This is a genomic window from Gracilibacillus alcaliphilus (assembly GCF_016909015.1).
Classification (GTDB): Bacteria; Bacillota; Bacilli; order Bacillales; family Amphibacillaceae; genus Gracilibacillus; species Gracilibacillus alcaliphilus.
The window spans coordinates 14,407-32,522 of record NZ_JAFBFA010000018.1 but is presented as its reverse complement, the minus strand read 5'-3'; the positions used below and the strand labels follow the sequence as shown (position 1 = coordinate 32,522).

General features: G+C 37.2%; 13 protein-coding genes. All 13 read left to right on the top strand.

Translation table 11 applies throughout. The annotated features are described in order from the left end of the window. The first annotated feature begins 15 nt into the window (after positions 1-15). Entirely contained in the window at positions 16-972 is a 957-nt protein-coding gene (locus tag JOD18_RS13510; protein ID WP_204669573.1) for a carbohydrate ABC transporter permease, read from the top strand. Next, positions 972-1,844 (top strand): carbohydrate ABC transporter permease, encoded by an 873-nt coding sequence (locus JOD18_RS13505; RefSeq protein WP_204669572.1) that lies wholly within the window; start codon positions 972-974, stop codon positions 1,842-1,844. Before JOD18_RS13510 ends, JOD18_RS13505 begins: the two co-directional genes overlap by 1 nt. Positions 1,845-1,923: 79 nt before the next feature. After that, positions 1,924-3,327, top strand: coding sequence for a hypothetical protein (locus JOD18_RS13500; RefSeq protein ID WP_239588124.1), 1,404 nt, complete (start codon positions 1,924-1,926; stop codon positions 3,325-3,327). Next, positions 3,324-3,950, top strand: a complete 627-nt coding sequence (locus tag JOD18_RS13495) for a YIP1 family protein (protein WP_204669570.1) — start codon at positions 3,324-3,326, stop codon at positions 3,948-3,950. The genes JOD18_RS13500 and JOD18_RS13495 overlap by 4 nt, the downstream gene beginning before the upstream one ends. A gap of 18 nt (positions 3,951-3,968) precedes the next feature. After that, positions 3,969-6,515, top strand: coding sequence for a DUF5696 domain-containing protein (locus JOD18_RS13490; protein WP_204669569.1), 2,547 nt, complete (start codon positions 3,969-3,971; stop codon positions 6,513-6,515). Continuing rightward, positions 6,512-7,426, top strand: a complete 915-nt coding sequence (locus JOD18_RS13485) for a carbohydrate ABC transporter permease (RefSeq protein WP_204669568.1) — start codon at positions 6,512-6,514, stop codon at positions 7,424-7,426. Before JOD18_RS13490 ends, JOD18_RS13485 begins: the two co-directional genes overlap by 4 nt. Before the next feature lie 60 nt (positions 7,427-7,486). Then, complete coding sequence (locus tag JOD18_RS13480) at positions 7,487-8,437, top strand: carbohydrate ABC transporter permease (RefSeq protein WP_204669567.1); 951 nt, start codon at positions 7,487-7,489, stop codon at positions 8,435-8,437. A gap of 43 nt (positions 8,438-8,480) precedes the next feature. Then, positions 8,481-9,659 carry an endo-1,4-beta-xylanase gene (locus JOD18_RS13475; RefSeq protein WP_338029543.1) on the top strand — a complete coding sequence of 393 codons (1,179 nt, stop codon included), beginning with the start codon at positions 8,481-8,483 and terminating at the stop codon, positions 9,657-9,659. Between the two features lie 35 nt (positions 9,660-9,694). Beyond that, positions 9,695-10,729, top strand: coding sequence for an endo-1,4-beta-xylanase (locus JOD18_RS13470; RefSeq protein WP_204669566.1), 1,035 nt, complete (start codon positions 9,695-9,697; stop codon positions 10,727-10,729). Further along, the gene (locus tag JOD18_RS13465; protein WP_204669565.1) at positions 10,729-12,243 is read left to right on the top strand and encodes a glycoside hydrolase family 43 protein; all 1,515 of its coding nucleotides are present in this window, start codon (positions 10,729-10,731) and stop codon (positions 12,241-12,243) included. The genes JOD18_RS13470 and JOD18_RS13465 overlap by 1 nt, the downstream gene beginning before the upstream one ends. Positions 12,244-12,527: 284 nt before the next feature. Beyond that, a complete protein-coding gene (locus JOD18_RS13460; protein ID WP_204669564.1) occupies positions 12,528-14,183 on the top strand; it encodes an extracellular solute-binding protein in 1,656 nt (551 codons plus the stop codon). A 104-nt stretch (positions 14,184-14,287) separates the two neighbouring features. Then, positions 14,288-16,030, top strand: a complete 1,743-nt coding sequence (locus tag JOD18_RS13455; RefSeq protein ID WP_204669563.1) for a sensor histidine kinase — start codon at positions 14,288-14,290, stop codon at positions 16,028-16,030. Continuing rightward, the gene (locus tag JOD18_RS13450) at positions 16,023-17,639 is read left to right on the top strand and encodes a response regulator (RefSeq protein WP_204669562.1); all 1,617 of its coding nucleotides are present in this window, start codon (positions 16,023-16,025) and stop codon (positions 17,637-17,639) included. Before JOD18_RS13455 ends, JOD18_RS13450 begins: the two co-directional genes overlap by 8 nt. The last annotated feature ends 477 nt before the right edge of the window (positions 17,640-18,116 follow it).

Sequence of the window (18,116 nt, the reverse complement as noted above, 5' to 3'; positions counted from 1 at the left end):
GAGAGGAGGGGGAAGATGGACGTACAGGAAGCAGAACAGCCCGTGAAGAAAGCCGCTCTTTCAAAAAAAGAATCAAAGCTATCCACATTAACAAGAGAGTTAAAGAAGGGCAAGCATTATTATATTTTGATGGCACCGTATATGATTATTTTCACGATGTTCACTGTTGTGCCCGTTGTCGTATCTTTTTTTCTTAGTTTTTTTTCTTTTAATATGCTGGAACTGCCGAAGTTTGTTGGCTGGGAAAACTATGCAAGGCTATTTCTAAGTGATGATATTTTTATGATTTCTCTGAAAAACACATTACTTTTTGCTGCGATAACTGGTCCAGTCAGTTATATTGCCTGTTTTATTTTTGCATGGATCATTAATGAATTAACTCCGAAAGTACGGGCGTTTATGACAGTTATATTCTATGCCCCGTCCATTTCGGGAAATGTGTTCTTTATTTGGCTGATCATCTTCTCAGGTGACACCTATGGGTACTTAAATGGTTTTCTTATGCAGACGGGTTTTCTGCTAGAACCTATACAATGGCTGCGGGATGAACAATATGTATTATGGGTCGTTATCTTAGTCCAATTGTGGTTAAGTTTAGGAACAAGTTTCTTAGCATTTATTGCAGGTTTACAGACAATTGACCGTTCACTTATTGAGGCAGGTGCCATGGACGGAATAAAAAACCGCTGGCAAGAATTATGGTTTATTACGCTGCCATCGATGAAACCACAGTTATTGTTTGGCGCTGTACTGCAAATAACGATGGCTTTTGCAGTGGCTGATATTTCCATGGCCTTAGCTGGATTCCCTAGTGTCAATTATGCAGCCCATACCGTTGTTACACATTTAATTGATTATGGAACGATCCGCTTTGAAATGGGGTACGCCTCAGCGATTGCTACTATCTTATTTATCTTAATGGTCAGTACGAACCTGTTAGTGCAGAAGTTAATTAGAGGGGTGGGAACTTAATGGCACTTTTTCAACACAGAAGAATCATTAAAAAAAGGTTAAATCGTTCCATTCCGGTGACCATCATGCTGTTTGCTTTTCTAATGCTATTTGGAATGTTTATGGCGATACCACTGGTTTATGCAATAAACAATGCTTTTAAACCGTTAGATGAGTTGTTTATTTTCCCGCCGCGTTTTTTTGTTAGAAATCCAACCTTGGAGAATTTCTTTGATTTAGTGGCTGTAATGGGTGATTCTTGGGTTCCGTTATCGAGATATTTTGCTAATACGATTATTATCACAGTATTTGGTACAGTGGGACATATTATATTTGCCTCCATGGCTGCTTATCCATTAGCAAAGTATAAATTTCCAGGTTCAAGGGTGATTTTTTCTATTGTTGTGTTATCGTTGATGTTTTCTCCGCATGTAACAGCCATTCCTAACTACATCGTGATGTCGCAATTAGGATGGATTGATACACATGCGTCATTAATTATTCCAGCAATGGCTTTTCCCTTGGGTTTATTCTTAATGAAACAATTTATGGAACAACTGCCGGATGCGATGCTGGAAGCCGCTAAAATCGATGGGGCTAGTGAATACAGAATCTTTTGGACGATCGTGATGCCTAATGTAAAACCAGCTTGGTTAACGCTATTAATCCTGCAATTCCCAGTACTTTGGGGAACAAATGGCGGAGACTTTGTATACAGTGAAGAGTTAAAAACACTAAACTATGCCTTAGAACAGATTACATTAGGAGGAATTGCCCGAGCAGGAGTTGGTGCAGCTGTAGCATTAATTCTAATGATTGTTCCGATTACATTATTTGTTATCTCCCAAAGTAAAGTGATTCAAACGATGTCAACTTCTGGTATGAAGGATTAGAAAGGAGGCTAAATAAGTTGTGATTACGATCTGTAGAATAGCCACTTCGCTTTTTGCCGGTGTACTGGCCGCAGTAATAATGATAACTGCGGAAGCTGGTTTGGTACATGCGAAGAGCGATGGAGCACCCTCCTATAATTATTCATTTTGGGAAGAGTCTGTTCCTGCACCGGCTGCTTATCATCCAACAAGGTTAGTGGATGGGGAAAGCTTAGGGATCGGTGCATTCAAAGAACCGAATGATTTACATGTAACAAAGGATTTGGACGTTTATATTTTGGATTCAGGTAATAATCGTGTCGTTCATTTGGATGAAAATATGCAAATAATACGCGAATTTGATTCATTTCGATTGGATGGCCAATTAAGTCAGTTTGTTAACCCGCAAGGTATTTTTGTCAATGACGAGCAAGATATTTTCATTGCAGATACAGGTAATCGGCGAGTGGTTCATTTAGATAATCAATTAGAGCTAGTGAAAATAATTGATGAACCAGAGTCAGAATTGATAGATGATAACTTTACTTTTATCCCTGTTAAAGTCGTTACGGATTTTGCTGATCGCGTCTTTGTGATGGCAGAGGGTGTATTTGATGGATTTATGGAATTTAATGTAGAAGGAGATTTTACAACATTTATTGGGGCAAATCGTGTAAAGGTGGATCCCGTTGAATATTTATGGAAGCGCTTTGCTACACGCGAGCAAAGAAGTCAAATGGTCATGTATACTCCGACAGAATTAACCAGTTTAGACATTGATGAACAAGGTTTTATATTTGCTACTAACATGGATAGTTCGGAAGCAGTTATCAAAAAATTGAATGCAAGAGGAGACGATATTCTAAGAAGGGAAGGTTATTTCAGTCCGATTGGCGATGTTCTGTATACCAGAAGTGGAGGCGCCTCTCAATTGATAGATATCAGTGTAGCGGATAACGAAATTTACTCTGTCCTTGATTCTAAACGCGGCCGAATTTTTACCTATAACGGGGATGGTCATCTGATGTATATCTTCGGAGGACTGGGAAATAAGATCGGGGAGTTTCATACACCTGTGGCTATTGATAGAAGTGGCGACGAATTTATTGTACTAGACCGCGAATTGGCTGAATTTACTGTATTTACAGCAACAGAATATGGTCAAACTTTAAATGAAGCAGTTCGCAGTTATGAAACAGGTGATGAAGAACAAGCGCATCAACTTTTTCAAGAAGCAGTTGATATGAATGCCAATCTGGAGTTTGCTTATACGGGAATAGGTAAGGCGTTATTGCGGCAAGATGAATATAAAAATGCCCTGCACTATTTTGAAAGAAGTCTGGATCAATCTAATTATTCCAAAGCCTACTTGCTTTATCGCAACCACGCATTACGTGATAATTTCTCACTTATCATGACAGGCTTGATAGCAGTTACAGCAGGTGTGCTGGTTTTGATCTATTACAGAAGAAAATCTAAACGAAAAAGGGGTGTTACCATTTGAACAGTGAGATAATTAAATACCCTTTTTATGTAACGGTTCACCCGTTTAATGGTTTTTGGGAACTGAAGTATGAGCATAGTAAACGGATCAATCTGATCATTTCTTTTATTATATTATTTTTGCTTATTATGACAAATACCTTAAGCAGTCAATACAGCGGCTTTGTTGTTAATTTATATAATCCAGAAGAGATGAATAGTTTAATGGAAGTGGTCACTGTTATCGTGCCTGTTATGTTTTGGTGTGTAGCCAATTGGTCCTTAACCACATTATTAGATGGTGAAGGGAAGTTTGCAGAAATATTTATTGCCACTTGTTATGCACTCACTCCATTAATACTGATTAATCTCCCGTGGGTGTTTCTTAGTAATTTTATTTCCTTGCAAGAAGCTACATTTTATTATTTATCACAAAGTTTAGCAGTAATTTGGTTTATCTTCCTGTTGTTTATTGGAAATATGACGGTACAGCAGTTTACCCCATCGAAAACCGTGTTAACAATCCTGTTAACTTTAGTCGCTATGGGTTTCATCGCGTTTTTATGTCTCTTATTTTTTAGTTTGATACAGCAAATTATCGCGTTCTTGACAGTCATTTATCAGGAAATAGTTTTTAGATACTAAGGGAAGGAGTGTAGTAGAATGACAAAAGCCGAGATAATTCGCCTATTTACATTCTTTCTTGTCGCTGTGATATTGGCAGGTTGTTCTGAATCAGCGGTAACGAATGAAGGACAGAGTCCGGATGCTGCTGATATAGAAGTTATTCAAAAGGAGCACTTACAGTCCGTTTTTGAAGATAGTCGTTTAGCTGGGTTTAAAGGAATAACAGAAAACGAACATTTACAGTTATTCATTGATGATCAAACAGGGAATGTAGCCGTATTAAATAAAGCGAGTGATGAAATTTGGTATAGTAACCCGCCTAGCCGAGATCAGGATACGATTGCGTCTGGAGTTAACAAAGATTTATTGAGTTCACAATTGCAGATCCAATTTTTCAATAACTTTGGTCAAGAAAGCTCTATTAATACGTATTCTGACAGCATTGCTCATGAACAATATAATGTGGAACCAATTCAAGATGGGATAAGGGTCATCTACCAATTTGGCCAAGCGCAAAGATCAGCAGCAGACCTCCCTTTGATGTTAAGTCAAGCAAGGTTTGAAGAATTATCTGGTAAATTAGACAGTACGGGACAGCGTGCTTTGATTATTGCTTACACAGAAAATAGTGAAACGGGCATTTACGAAAGAAATGATGGTGCTCTTAATGGCCTGCAATTAGAAAGTGCTTTGAACGCTTTTGATGAGGCGGGATATACAGAAGAAGATTTGCAACAAGATATGGAAGAATTGAATTTCACACAAGAAGAAGCGGGCTCCAGGATATTTATTGCTGCAATAGAATATACGTTGGACAATGATACGTTAGTTGTAAGAATTCCAAGGGAAGATATCCAGTTTTCGGAACATTTTCCGGTCAATCGTATTTCCTTAATGAAATTCTTTGGGGCAGGTGATATGGAAGAGCAGGGTTCCCTTTTTGTGCCTGATGGTTCCGGAGCACTCATTTTCTTTAATAACGGTAAAACGAGACATCCGTCTTATCAACAGGATATGTATGGAAGTGATTTAGCGATGGTTACTAATACGGATAATCGTGCGAAAGAGACGGCCAGGCTTCCTGTATTCGGAGTAATCAAAGAAAATGAAGCAATGTTAGCAATTATTGAGGAAGGTGCATCCGTTTCAACAATCGGTGCAGATATTAGCGGGCGCTTAAATAGTTATAACTATGTGTATCCTACTTTTACGGTTGTTAATAAAGATGAGGTCACCATACAGGCAAATCAGCAAGAAAGAACGATTCCTAGATTTCAAGAAGAAATGATGAATACGGATTATACCGTTCGTTATGCCTTTCTAAGCGGTAAAGAAGCAAATTATAGCGGGATGGCTCGATATTATCAGAAATATCTGCTTGAAAATAATGCGCTGAACGATCAAATCAGTCAGCATCAGGATTCACCATTTGTTTTACAGCTATTCGGAAGCTTTACAAAGCAAAAACACTTTGCAGGAGTGCCTTATCAAGCTCTGGAAGCATTAACGACTTTTACAGAAGCTGAGGAAATTATAGGAAAGATGAAGGATAAAGAAATAGACAATATTCACCTTAACTATTCGGGCTGGTTTAATAAGGGCATTGATCACAAACTGTCTAAGAATATTAAAGTGGATCAGATCATTGGCGGTGCAAATGGATTTCAGGATTTTCTGGCTTTTAGCAAAGAACAAGGAGTAGAGGTTTTTCCTGAGATATCCATGTTAAATATCCATAATGATGCAGGCTTAAACGTGAAAAAAGAGGTGTCAAGAACACTAACTAGTATACCTGCTGCTGTATACCCTTTTAATAAGGCTTTAAATACCAAAGATAGAACAGCCGATCCTGCGTATGTTTTATCACCGCGTTATGTTGAAACATATATAAAAGACATGTTAGGCGAGTTTACTAGTTACGAAACGACAGGCATTGCTTTACGGGATATGGCGGATTTGTTAAGCAGTGATTTCCGGAAAAATAATCAAATTGATCGAACGGAATCGCAAGCAAGTTCCATGGAAGCACTTCAGTTAATACAACAAGAAAACTTGAATATTATGGTAAATGGAGGGAATGCCTATTCATTTCCTTATGTAACTGACATTGTAAACGCACCAATGAGTAATAGCGGTTACAAGTTACAAGATGAATCGATTCCATTCTATCAGATGGCAGTTCGCGGATTCCTTTCTTATTCCGGTGAACCATACAATACTTCGACCATACTTAACGAACAGGAATTCATATTAAAGACGTTAGAATATGGAGCGAATGTCCATTTTCAGTGGATTTACGAGGCGAATGAAATAGTTAAAGATACCAACTTTAATCATTTATATGCAGTCAACTATGAGCGCTGGTTAGATGAAGCAGCGTATATTTATCACGAAGTTAATGATGTATTAAAACAAGTAGTAAACGAGCCTATTGTGAATCATCAAATGATAGAAACCGGCGTTTATAAAACGGAATATGGCAATGGTGTTTCAGTTATGGTTAATTACAACGCTGAACCAGTAATAGTTGATGGTTTAGAGATTGCTGCAAAGGGTTATGTGACAGGCGGTGGGAACTCATGAATTTATTAAAGCAGCTAGGTGCTAGCCTTCGAACATATGAAGGACAAAAAACATTGTGGGGAATGATATTTCTTGCGCCATGGTTACTTGGTTTTGTCTTTTTTTTCTTAGTTCCGTTTTCCATGTCCTTGCAGTATAGCTTTAGTAATATTGAGCCTGGAACAGATGGGATTAACATAACATTTGTGGGCTTTGCCAATTTTATCGAAGCATTCACGGTTAATACGAATTTTAACCGTCAAATGCTTGAATCTATCTTAAATATTGTTATTAATGTTCCTTTAATTATTATTTTTAGTTTATTTTTAGCTGTTATTCTCAATCAAAAGTTTTTCGGAAGATCCTTTGCTCGCTCGATCTTTTTCTTGCCAGTCATTTTGGCTTCTGGTGTCATTTTAAATCTAGAGTCAACCAGTCTGGTTCAAGAAATTAATCAGCAAAATGCAGCGAATGGCGGACTAGCTAATGCGTTAGGGTCATTTGAACTACAGCGAATTATGCTCAGAGCTGGTGTGAACGAATATATCGTTCTATATTTAACAGGGGCTGTTGAGCGAATCTATGAGATTGTTAGTCAATCAGGAGTCCAGATACTCATTTTCTTGGCTGGTATCCAAACCATATCCCCGCAATTGTATGAAGTATCTAAAATTGAAGGAGCGACAGGGTACGAAGCATTCTGGAAAATTACTTTGCCGATGGTTAGTCCACTAATCTTGGTCAATGTAGTTTATACGATCATTGACTCTTTTTCGAGAGCTCCTGTTACAGACTTAATCATGTCGGTTGGTTTTGATAATTTTAACTTCGGCTTAAGTTCCGCAATGGCGTGGATTTACTTTCTCAGCATTATGTTGATTTTATTGCTTGGCACCTATACCATTTCCAAAAAAGTATTTTATCAGGAGTAAATGCTGTATTAAGGCGGAATTTGAACGGGCAGGGACAGTCTAAGGAAAGGGGAGGATAGATTGAATGTTATCCGATTATTGACATTAGAAAATATCAAGAAATGGCTGTGGTCTTTGATAAGGTTTGTGCTAATTGCTGGTTTGTCGTTTGTGATTCTGTATCCGATTATTCAAAAAATATCGACTGCCATTAAACATCCTAGTGATTTATATTCACCTATTGTAGTTTGGATTCCTGAAACATACACACTCGAGAACTTCAAAAATGCCATATCGATCATGAACTATTGGGAAACACTATGGAATACATTCTTATTAGCAAGTGTTACAACAGTCTTAACTACAGCTTCTTGCGCCTTGGCGGGTTATGCATTTGCCCGTCTATTAAAATCTAAGGGAAGTAAACTATTATTTGCAGGAGTCATATTAACTATACTTGTCCCGCCGACAACTATTTTAATTCCAATGTATATGAATCTAAGGGAATTTAGCATGCTGGGGATTATTCCCTTATTCACTGGTGATACAGTTAATTTGTTAGACTCCTACTGGCCTTTTATTTTAACGTCGATGACAGCAAATTCTTTAAAGGCAGGGTTATATATCTTTATCTTTACACAGTTTTTTAGAGGAATACCTAAAGCCATTGAAGAAGCGGCATATATTGATGGAGCAGGTGTTGGTAAGACATTCTTCCGTATTATGCTACCGAATGCTTTTCCTGCAATAGTGACAGTAGTTCTGTTCTCTTTTGTGTGGCAATGGAATGATAGTTTCTATACAACGACATATCTAACATCTAGTAATGTGATGGCTACACAACTGTCTTCGTTGCCATATAATTTATCGATGCATTTAGACCATGGTGATTCTGCCAATACGGATCCATTTTATTTAAGTATGGTACAGGATACCGGCATTCTATTATCGATCTTACCATTAATTATTATTTATTTGTTTGTCCAGCGCTATTTTGTTCAAAGTGTAGAACGTTCGGGTATTGTAGGATAACATTTGAAAGATTGCAAAGGCGGAATGGAGGTGTTGTCTGCTTGTGTGGCTGAAAATAATAAATATCTTGTGCTTCCTTTCTATTGTATTAGTTGGCTGCAGTAATTATTCAGATGACAATGTGGAAGAAGCGATGACAGCAGAGAGCGAAGAAACAAAGGATGAACAGGCTGAAGCTGAGCTGCAGGCAGATACTATTCCTTCTCTCGCTGAAGCCTATTCTCAATATTTCCCTGTTGGTGCTGCGATTGAGCCATTTCAGACTAGCGATCCAACAGTTGAACTATTAAAAAAGCATGTGAATATGCTGGTAGCTGAGAATGTGATGAAACCAGAGATAATCCAGCCAGCAGAAGGCCAGTTCAACTGGGAACCAGCTGATAGAATCGTTCAATTTGCTAAAGAAAATAATATGGAGATTAGATTCCATACGTTAGTATGGCACAATCAGGTTGGTGATTGGTTCTTTTTAGATGAAGCAGGGAATCAAATGGTAAATGAAACAGACGAAGTGAAACGCGAACAAAATAAGCAATTATTATTGTCACGTTTAGAGAGCCATATTCGGGCTATTGTGGAGAGATATAAAGACGATATTAAATCATGGGATATTGTAAATGAGGTGGTTGAACCTGAGGGTACAGACGGGATGAGAGCGAGTGAATGGTACCAGATTACTGGTATTGACTATATTGAAACAGCATTTTTAACAGCTCGTGAAGCGGGAGGACCGGATATTAAGCTTTATTTGAATGATTATGGTACGGATAATCCAAAGAAACGCGAGCTTATCTATGAACTGGTGAAGGGTTTGTTAGATAAGCAGGTACCTATCGATGGAATTGGACATCAAACACATATCGATATTCATGGTCCATCTATTCCGTCGATTATTACATCCATTAAGAGATTTAATGAGTTAGGATTAGATAATATAATAACAGAGCTTGATATGAGCATTTATCCATGGGGGGATGAATCAGATTTTGGTACAGACGTTCCAGATTATCTTTTAGAAACACAAGCACAGAGGTACCAAGAATTGTTTAAGGCTTTTAAAGAACATCAAGATAAAATAAGTGCGGTAGTCTTCTGGGGAATAGCTGATGATCATACATGGCTGCATCATTTTCCAGTGAACAGGACAAACGCGCCCTTATTATTTGATCAGCAGCATCAGCCTAAACCCGCTTTTTGGAAGGTAATTCATACGGATAAATAGCGTGTAAAATCAATGAATGTAAAGAGGAGGATTTTATGAGTAAGACAAAGATTATTGATCATAAAAGCATTGCAGAATTATTCGCAGATGATTTTTTAATCGGGGCAGCTGTATCACCATTGACTATTCAAAAGCAGAGGGACCTTCTAACACACCATTTTAATAGTATAACGGCAGAAAACGAAATGAAGTTCGAGAGGGTGCATCCAGAAGAAAATGAATATACATTTGAAAAAGCAGACCAAATAGTAGAGTTTGCCAAAAATAATAATCTTGGAGTACGAGGTCATACCTTAATTTGGCATAATCAAACGACAGACTGGATTTTTCAAAATCAAGATGGCAGCGAAATCAGCAGGCAGCAACTGCTAGAAAGGATGCAAACACATATTAAGACCGTGATGCAGAGATATAAAGGGCAAATATATGCATGGGATGTTGTAAATGAAGCGATTTCTGATAAAGAAAATGAATTTTTGCGCCCTTCCAAGTGGCTGGAGATCGTTGGTGATGATTTTATTGCCGAAGCTTTTCGATTGGCGCACGCTGTTGAACCGAATGCAGCATTATTTTATAATGATTACAATGAGGTAATCCCAGAAAAAAGGGATAAAATTTATCATCTGGTACAATCACTTTTGAATGATGGTGTACCTATTCACGGTATTGGCTTACAAGGACATTGGAACATTCAGACTCCAGAAATTGACTGGATTCGAGCAGCAATTGAGAAATATGCAAGCCTTGGTTTAGAATTGCATATAACCGAATTAGATCTTTCCGTATTTACACACGATGATAAAAGAACAGATTTAAAAGAACCTACTGAAGAAATGCTTGCATTACAAGCAAAGCGTTACAAAGATATTTTTTCTCTTTTTAAAGAGTATCGAAATTACATTACTTCTGTTACATTTTGGGGTGGAGCAGACGATTATACATGGCTTGATAATTTCCCAGTAAGAGGGAGAAAAAACTGGCCTTTCCTGTTTGATCAATATCATCAGCCAAAGAGATCCTATTGGGAGCTAGCAGATTTGTGTATGCAGCAAGGCAGAGGAGGAAATTAATGAATCCGATTACAATTAAAAATCCGATTATTTGGGCTGATATACCGGATATGTCTATTATACGGGTTGGATCCGTTTATTATATGTCAAGCACAAGTATGCACTCTATGCCTGGCTGTCCTATTATGAAATCTAATAATTTAAGAGATTGGGAGATTATCGGTTATGTTTTTGATCAATTAGAATCAAACGATGCTCATCATTTGCGCAATGGACAACATATATACGGACAAGGAGCCTGGGCGTCAAGCTTACGTTATCATAATGGGAAGTTTTATCTCTGTTTTTCTGCTAATGATACGAATCAATTTTATCTTTTTATAACCGATGATATAGAGTCTGGAAATTGGGAGAAGCATATTTTTGATGGATTGCATCATGATCCTAGTCTGCTATTTGATGAGAACCGAGTGTTTATCATATATGGAAATGGAAAAATATTCATCAAGGAACTCACTGCAGATGCAGCAGCTGTAAAAGTAGATGGCGTTAATCAAGTGCTTCTTGAGACAGAAAAGGAAGGTATGGGACTTCGAGCAGAAGGCTGTCATGCCTATAAAATGAATAATTATTACTATTTATTCTTTATTGAATGGCCGAAAACGGGTAATAGACGAAGAAGACAGGTCTGTTATCGTTCGAAAGAATTGTTTGGTCCTTATGAGTCAAAGGTTGTCCTTGATGATGATCTAGGTTTCTTTAATCATGGTGTGGCACAAGGCGGGATTGTGGATACAATGAATGGTGAATGGTACGCTTTATTATTTCAAGATCACGGTGCTGTTGGAAGAGTTCCTATTCTTGTTCCTGTGAATTGGTCTGAGCAAGGGTGGCCGGTTTTTGGTATGAGAGGTCAGGTTCCAAAGGAGTTTACAATCGAACTTCCCGAGAACACATCACAACCAATAGTGATCAGTGATGATTTTAATGGGAATGAAGATACGCTGAAGTTACAGTGGCAATGGAATCATAATCCACATAACCATTTATGGTCATTAACAGAAAGAAAAGGCTGCTTGCGCCTTAAAACAGGTGTGTTAGTAAACAATGTGGAGCATGCTCCTAATACCTTAACACAACGTACAGAGGGACCGCGCTGCCGAGTGATAACTCGAATAGATACATCAGCAATGTTGGCAGGGGATAAAGCCGGTTTAGTTGCTTTACAACATAATTTTGCTGCTATTGGTATAGAACTAACTGAAGAGGGTGAAAAAAGAGTGACGTTGTCAGGACGAGGAGATACAGACATAGAAGAAAATTTAGCCTCAGATCCTTTCCAAGGCCAACAAATTCATCTGAAGGCTGACTTTGATTTTGTTGATAAACGGGATACGGTTCGTTTTTATTATGCCAAAGATGGGGAAGATTGGATCAGGCTTGGTGAGAGCTGGCAATTAAAATATACACTAGACCATTTTATGGGCTGTAGAATTGGATTATTTAATTATGCAACAGTACAAACAGGCGGACATGCAGATTTCTTTTACTTTCATTATGAAAAATATCAATAACTATAAGCAATAAACAGGTTATGAAAGGGTGAGGTATCGTCTTCATCCTTTTTTGCACGATAGGAAAGCGTAAAAGTTATGGATAAGCTTTTTACACGAAAATTCTGTCTTAGAGGTTGCACTTGGTTCATCCGTGTAGAATCTAATGATTCACACGGATGAACCCAATCAGGAGGGCGACTACAGTTTTCAAGGATAGTGGTGCCTGTTAAGACATGTTGGTGTTGAACATCCTCTTTAAGAGAAACAGGCGCATGATTATATTTGGTGGAGGGGTGAATCAAATGAAAAAACAACAGATCAATAGAAGGATACGTATAATTAGTTTATTCATTTGCCTCTGTGCACTAATTGGATGTGACAAAGTAACAGATAGCGATATGGAGTTAATGAATCATGTTCCCAAAGAGGTTGAAACATATCAAGAAATCGGTTTAAGAGAATTTGATCAGGAGGTGGACCTCTATTTTGTCAGAGGAGTAGGCAGTCATTTAAAGGATTTAATAGAGCAGTATCCAGACGAGTCAGTCACAGATAACCGCTGGAGCAGGCTGTATCATGATGTTCTAGGTATTAATGTGAAATATAAATGGCTGGTGGAGGATTCGGTATATGATAAAAAATTTGCTTCTGATCTCATGTCAGGTGACTTACCTGATGTAATGCGTGTGAATATACAACAGTTTAGAATGCTATATAATGCAGGGCTGATTCAAGATTTAACAGAAGTCTATCAGACATATGCAACATCATTTACGAAGAGTGTTTTTGAGGAAGAAGGGTCTAACCCCTTTGAAGCTGTTACCATCAATAATCAGCTAATGGGTATACCTGATCTTGAATCATCAACTGAAAAGGCAGAGTACTTATGGATAAGGACAGATTGGCTTGAAACATTGGGGCTAAGCCCCCCGGAAAACATGGCTGAAGTAGTAGAAATTTCGAAAAGGTTTACAAATGATGACCCTAACCAAAATGGAAAGAATGATACCTATGGTTTAGCCTTTTCCAAATTTTTATGGGATCCAATAATGGGATTAGAGGGGTTTATGGCCGGCTATAATGCCTTTCCTAACATGTGGATAAAGGATGAAAATGGTGAGCTTGTTTATGGTGGAATTCAACCGGAAGTGAAGGAAGCACTTCAGGTTTTACAGGATATGTATCAAAAAGGCTATATTGATCCAGAGTTTATTTTTAAAGATGGCCGACAATTAGAAGAACAGATTAGTAATGGAGAGATAGGCATGCTGTATGGTGAACAATGGGCATCCTTTGCTTTTTCAGATGATCCTAACGCAAATTGGAAAGCGTTTCCGATAGTATCTAACGATCAATCGCCAGCCCGTGTACCTATCAATAACAGAACCCATTATTTTTGGGTGGTAAGACATGACTATGAATATCCTGAAGCGATTTTAAAAATGATTAACCTTCATTTAGAAAAAAATTGGGGCGACACAGCAGAATATGAAGAGTATTATAGTACGCCATACCCTGTCTGGCAATTATCACCGATTACCATTTTTCCGCCGCTCAAAAATTATCATGCCTTTTTAGATATTGAAAAATTTGGATATGGTAATGAGACCTCGGAGTTAACGGGAGAAGCGAAAGCAATTTATGACAAAATTAATCGTTATTTACTTGAGAATGAAGAAAGCGGCAGAGGCTGGTATTTAACTTATGGGAAAGAAGGGGCTTTTTCGATATTGGACCAATACATTCAAAATGAGCAAATTATGTATGATGAGTTTGTCAGTGTGTCTTCTGATAAAGCGATTGAATTGATGCCTATGTTATATAATCTGCAATTAGGAGTGTTTCAAGACATCATATTAGGCCACTCGCTTTCTCGGTTTGACGAATTTATAGAAGACTGGTATCGGCTTGGCGGAGATAAATTGACAGAGGAAGTTAATCAACAAGCACGTGAGTAATGTAGACAGTGGCTATAGTGAAAAATAGAAAGGACAAAATGATTACTTCAATTTATATAGATAAGCGTGGTATCTGTTTTGATAAGAAATATCGGAGGATTAAAATGGAAAATAGTCCTGTGCATTTTATTAAAAAACAATTGTTTGTACGATTGCTAGTGATGTACCATATTGTTATTTTACCAATTGTATTGTTGGGTTTGTATTTATATATGTGGAGTTATAATAATGCCAGTGAAGAAATCTCAAGACATGCTTCCTCACAAATGAAAGCCTATTTAAATGATCTTGACCGTGAAATAGAGTGGATTGAAAGTCAGCAATATGATTTATTAAATGCTGATGAATTAGGTAAAGTTGCTTTAACATGGGACAGAATGGACGGGGTTGAAAAAAAGATAAACATGTTTTATATAACTAATCGTTTAATTTCACTTAAAAGTACGAGTGCCCATATTCATAATATATATATTCATATACCGTCTATTTCCAAATCTATCTCTGCACTTACTGGAGTAAATGATTTTGAGATCAACAAATATAAAATGAACCAATTAAAGGTTGGTGAGTTATATTCATACCTGAGTAAAGAAGAGGATGCTTCTTTACAGCTTAATTCAAACATTATGAATAAATATATCGATGGTGAACCAGCTTATTCTATTCAAACGGAATTAGATCAAGCTAGTTTGAGAGAGTCACTAGACGCGTTAAAAATGTATGAGCAAAATGAATCGTTCTTATTGAATGGAGACCGGCAGCTGCTATGGAGCTCATCAGGTGCTTCTGATACTATCATGCAAGCATATGAACAACAAAGAAATGGTTCACATGGAGTAATTGAAATTGATCAGGTTAATTATCATTTTGACGAAGTATATTCAGAAAGCCGGAATTTATATTTAATCAGCTATTTACCCGAAGCTATGGTCAAGAAACCGCTGAGACACTTCAAGAATTGGGTATGGGTGTTTAGTATAATTACCATTTTAGCGCTTAGCTTCTTTGCCTATTTTACTTATCGCCATGTACATAAGCCATTACTAGTTTTAGTAGATGGATTTAAACGAATGGAAAATGGGCATTTCGACCAAAAAATCGAGCATAAAAAAACGGACGAGTTTGGCTTTATTTACAACCGTTACAACAGCATGCTGGAAAAATTAAAAACATTAATAGATAAAAACTATAAACAAACCATGATGGTTCAGAAGGCAGAGCTTAAACAATTACAATCTCAAATCAATCCGCATTTTTTATATAATAGTTTTTTTATTATTAATTCGTTAGCCAAAACAGAAAATACAGAAAAAATAGAAGATTTCACAAAAATGCTAGGAGAATATTATAAATTTATAACACGAAGTGAAGATTATTTAGTGCCATTAATAGAAGAGATGAGTCATGCTCGTATGTACACAGAAATTCAAAATATGCGTTTTTCTAGACGGATTAAAGTGCAATTCGATGAATTACAGAATGACATGGAGCAAATTATGGTACCGAAGCTGATTGTTCAGCCGATTATTGAGAATGCTTATAAATACAGTCTGGAAAAAATGAGGCAAAAAGGGTTTTTGAGAGTAAGTGTACAATCAAGCGAAAACGAGGTACTTATTACGGTAGAGGATAATGGGCAATCGATAACAAACAAAGAGATAGAAAAGCTAACTCAGCAAATACACAACATTCAAACCCAGCAAGAACTTTCCGCACTAATGAATATTCATCGCAGAATCGTGCTCACTTATCGAAAAGGCAGCGGCTTATTCTTATCAAAAAGTAAATTAAATGGATTAAAGGTGACCATCCGTTTAATACTAGAGGAGGAGGAAAAGGATGTTTAGACTGCTTGTAGTGGATGATGAAGAAATCATTACTGAGGCTCTGTATGATGTGTTTCGTGGTCTTATGCCAGAGCAGCTTGATGTCTGTAAAGCCTATTCGGGAGAGGAAGCCTTAGAAAAAATGGAAGAAACACGGATTGATATCGTGCTTACGGATATATCCATGCCAGGTTTAAATGGCTTACAGCTAGTGGAAAGGATTCTAGACTTTTGGCCAGACTGTCGTGTTGTGTTTTTAACAGGCCATAGTAACTTTGAATTTGTTTATCAGGCAATACAATTAGATCAAGTAAGGTATATTCTGAAGGCAGAAGGTTATGAGAAAGTAACAGAGACAGTTACCGAAGTGATCAATGAAATGAAACAGGATCAATTGGACAAACGTTTAAAAGAGCAGACAGAGGAACAAAGAATTGCTTATGAAGGAGTGCTGCAAAGTGATTTTTTGAACGGATTATTAGAAAAAAGCAAAGAGGTATGTCATCCATCTACTTCCTTTAAGAAAGAGTTTCTTCAATTAAACATTCCATTAGATCCGCTAGATTCTGTTTATTTGATTCTGACTCGAATAGACAGGGTGCCGAGTAATACTTATACCAAAAAGCAGCATCTACTATCTTCCGTACGTGCTATTTGGAATCATCATCTTGAGACACGAATACAGAGCTTAGGCATAATCGATCGTTACGGTGATATAGTTTGGTTTATTCAACCGCTTCAGGATGACATGTTTACTTTAGATACTCCTTTAGAAGAGGTTTTAGAATTAATTCAGGAAGAGTGTTTAAAATCTTTAGGCCTATCATTACAATTTTCAATTAGTGCGTCCTTTATTGAGTGGGAGAATGTTTCTGAGAAATATGAGAAGTTACGGCAAACACAGCAGCTGAAACTAAAGAATGGTATATCGATTATTAAGAGAGAACAAGCAGATACAGGACTAAAAGGCAATGCTGTTTCTAATCAGAAAATGGATATATTGATGGCACATCTTGAAGCAGGACGCAAAGAGAATTTTTTTGCTGAGTTTCATGAAATATTACAAGCCATTGATCAAAGGAATTACCAGCAAGTTGTGGATACTTACTATTTATTAGCACTTGTCTTGCATTCTTATTTAACACTTAATGGCTGGCATAATCGCATGATTGAGCAAAAGAATTTATTCCGAATAGATCAACATCCATCTACCAATGATGGTTTTCAATACTTAGAGAAAATCGCAAGAGATATATTTCAGATGAAGAGCATGGATAACCGTGACCGAGCAGCCAAAATTATTGATCGTGTGAGCAGCTATATTGAAACTCATTTGAGTGAAGATTTATCATTAGCCCGGCTGGCTGAGATTCATTATTTTAATCCATCCTATTTATCGCATCTTTTTAAAAGAGAGAAGGGCATTAATTTATCGGAGTATATTGATACTTGCAGAATTAGGAAAGCAAAAGAATTGTTACAAAACCCAGAATTAAAGGTGAGAGAGGTCAGTTTGCAAGTGGGATATCATACAGCACACTCCTTTACGAGGTTCTTTAAGAAGATAACGGCGATGACGCCTAAGGAATATCGTGAAAGCTTGCCTGTACGTTATAAACGGCATGAATAATTGGTAGACACAGCTTGATTGGTTTTTAGGCAGGCTTGGCCTGATAACAATGATAATTTAATGTATAAAAAATTGGTAAAGAGTGATGGATAGAAAAACTATAAGATAATATGGATAACCAATGGAAGGACTTAGCTAGACGAGAGTGAAGCACCGTACTACTTACTATTAAAAAGTAAACAAGATGAATTAGTAGAACAAGAAACTTCTAGAACGAACGGGAGTACAGTTAAGTTTATAAATCAGCACAAGAATGTCTTATCTCGGAGCACCCTTTCCTCATTTTTGAAGGCTATACTCACAATAACTAACAGATTAAATTAATTCTATTCCAACCAAACAAGACCCCAGCGGAATAACTCCTCTAGGGGTCTTACTTATCATCATTCTCTATAAAGTCCCAAAACTGCTCTATGCGTTTCACATTTTCTTCAGGTTTAGTACTAATCCTTTCAAGCAGTGATTTCTTCATTTCAA

Coding starts and splice junctions, on each gene's coding strand:
- JOD18_RS13510 (WP_204669573.1), top strand. CDS start 16: ATGGACGTACAGGAAGCAGAACAGCCCGTGAAGAAAGCCGCTCTTTCA.
- JOD18_RS13505 (WP_204669572.1), top strand. CDS start 972: ATGGCACTTTTTCAACACAGAAGAATCATTAAAAAAAGGTTAAATCGT.
- JOD18_RS13500 (WP_239588124.1), top strand. CDS start 1,924: ATGATAACTGCGGAAGCTGGTTTGGTACATGCGAAGAGCGATGGAGCA.
- JOD18_RS13490 (WP_204669569.1), top strand. CDS start 3,969: ATGACAAAAGCCGAGATAATTCGCCTATTTACATTCTTTCTTGTCGCT.
- JOD18_RS13485 (WP_204669568.1), top strand. CDS start 6,512: ATGAATTTATTAAAGCAGCTAGGTGCTAGCCTTCGAACATATGAAGGA.
- JOD18_RS13470 (WP_204669566.1), top strand. CDS start 9,695: ATGAGTAAGACAAAGATTATTGATCATAAAAGCATTGCAGAATTATTC.
- JOD18_RS13465 (WP_204669565.1), top strand. CDS start 10,729: ATGAATCCGATTACAATTAAAAATCCGATTATTTGGGCTGATATACCG.
- JOD18_RS13460 (WP_204669564.1), top strand. CDS start 12,528: ATGAAAAAACAACAGATCAATAGAAGGATACGTATAATTAGTTTATTC.
- JOD18_RS13455 (WP_204669563.1), top strand. CDS start 14,288: ATGGAAAATAGTCCTGTGCATTTTATTAAAAAACAATTGTTTGTACGA.
- JOD18_RS13450 (WP_204669562.1), top strand. CDS start 16,023: ATGTTTAGACTGCTTGTAGTGGATGATGAAGAAATCATTACTGAGGCT.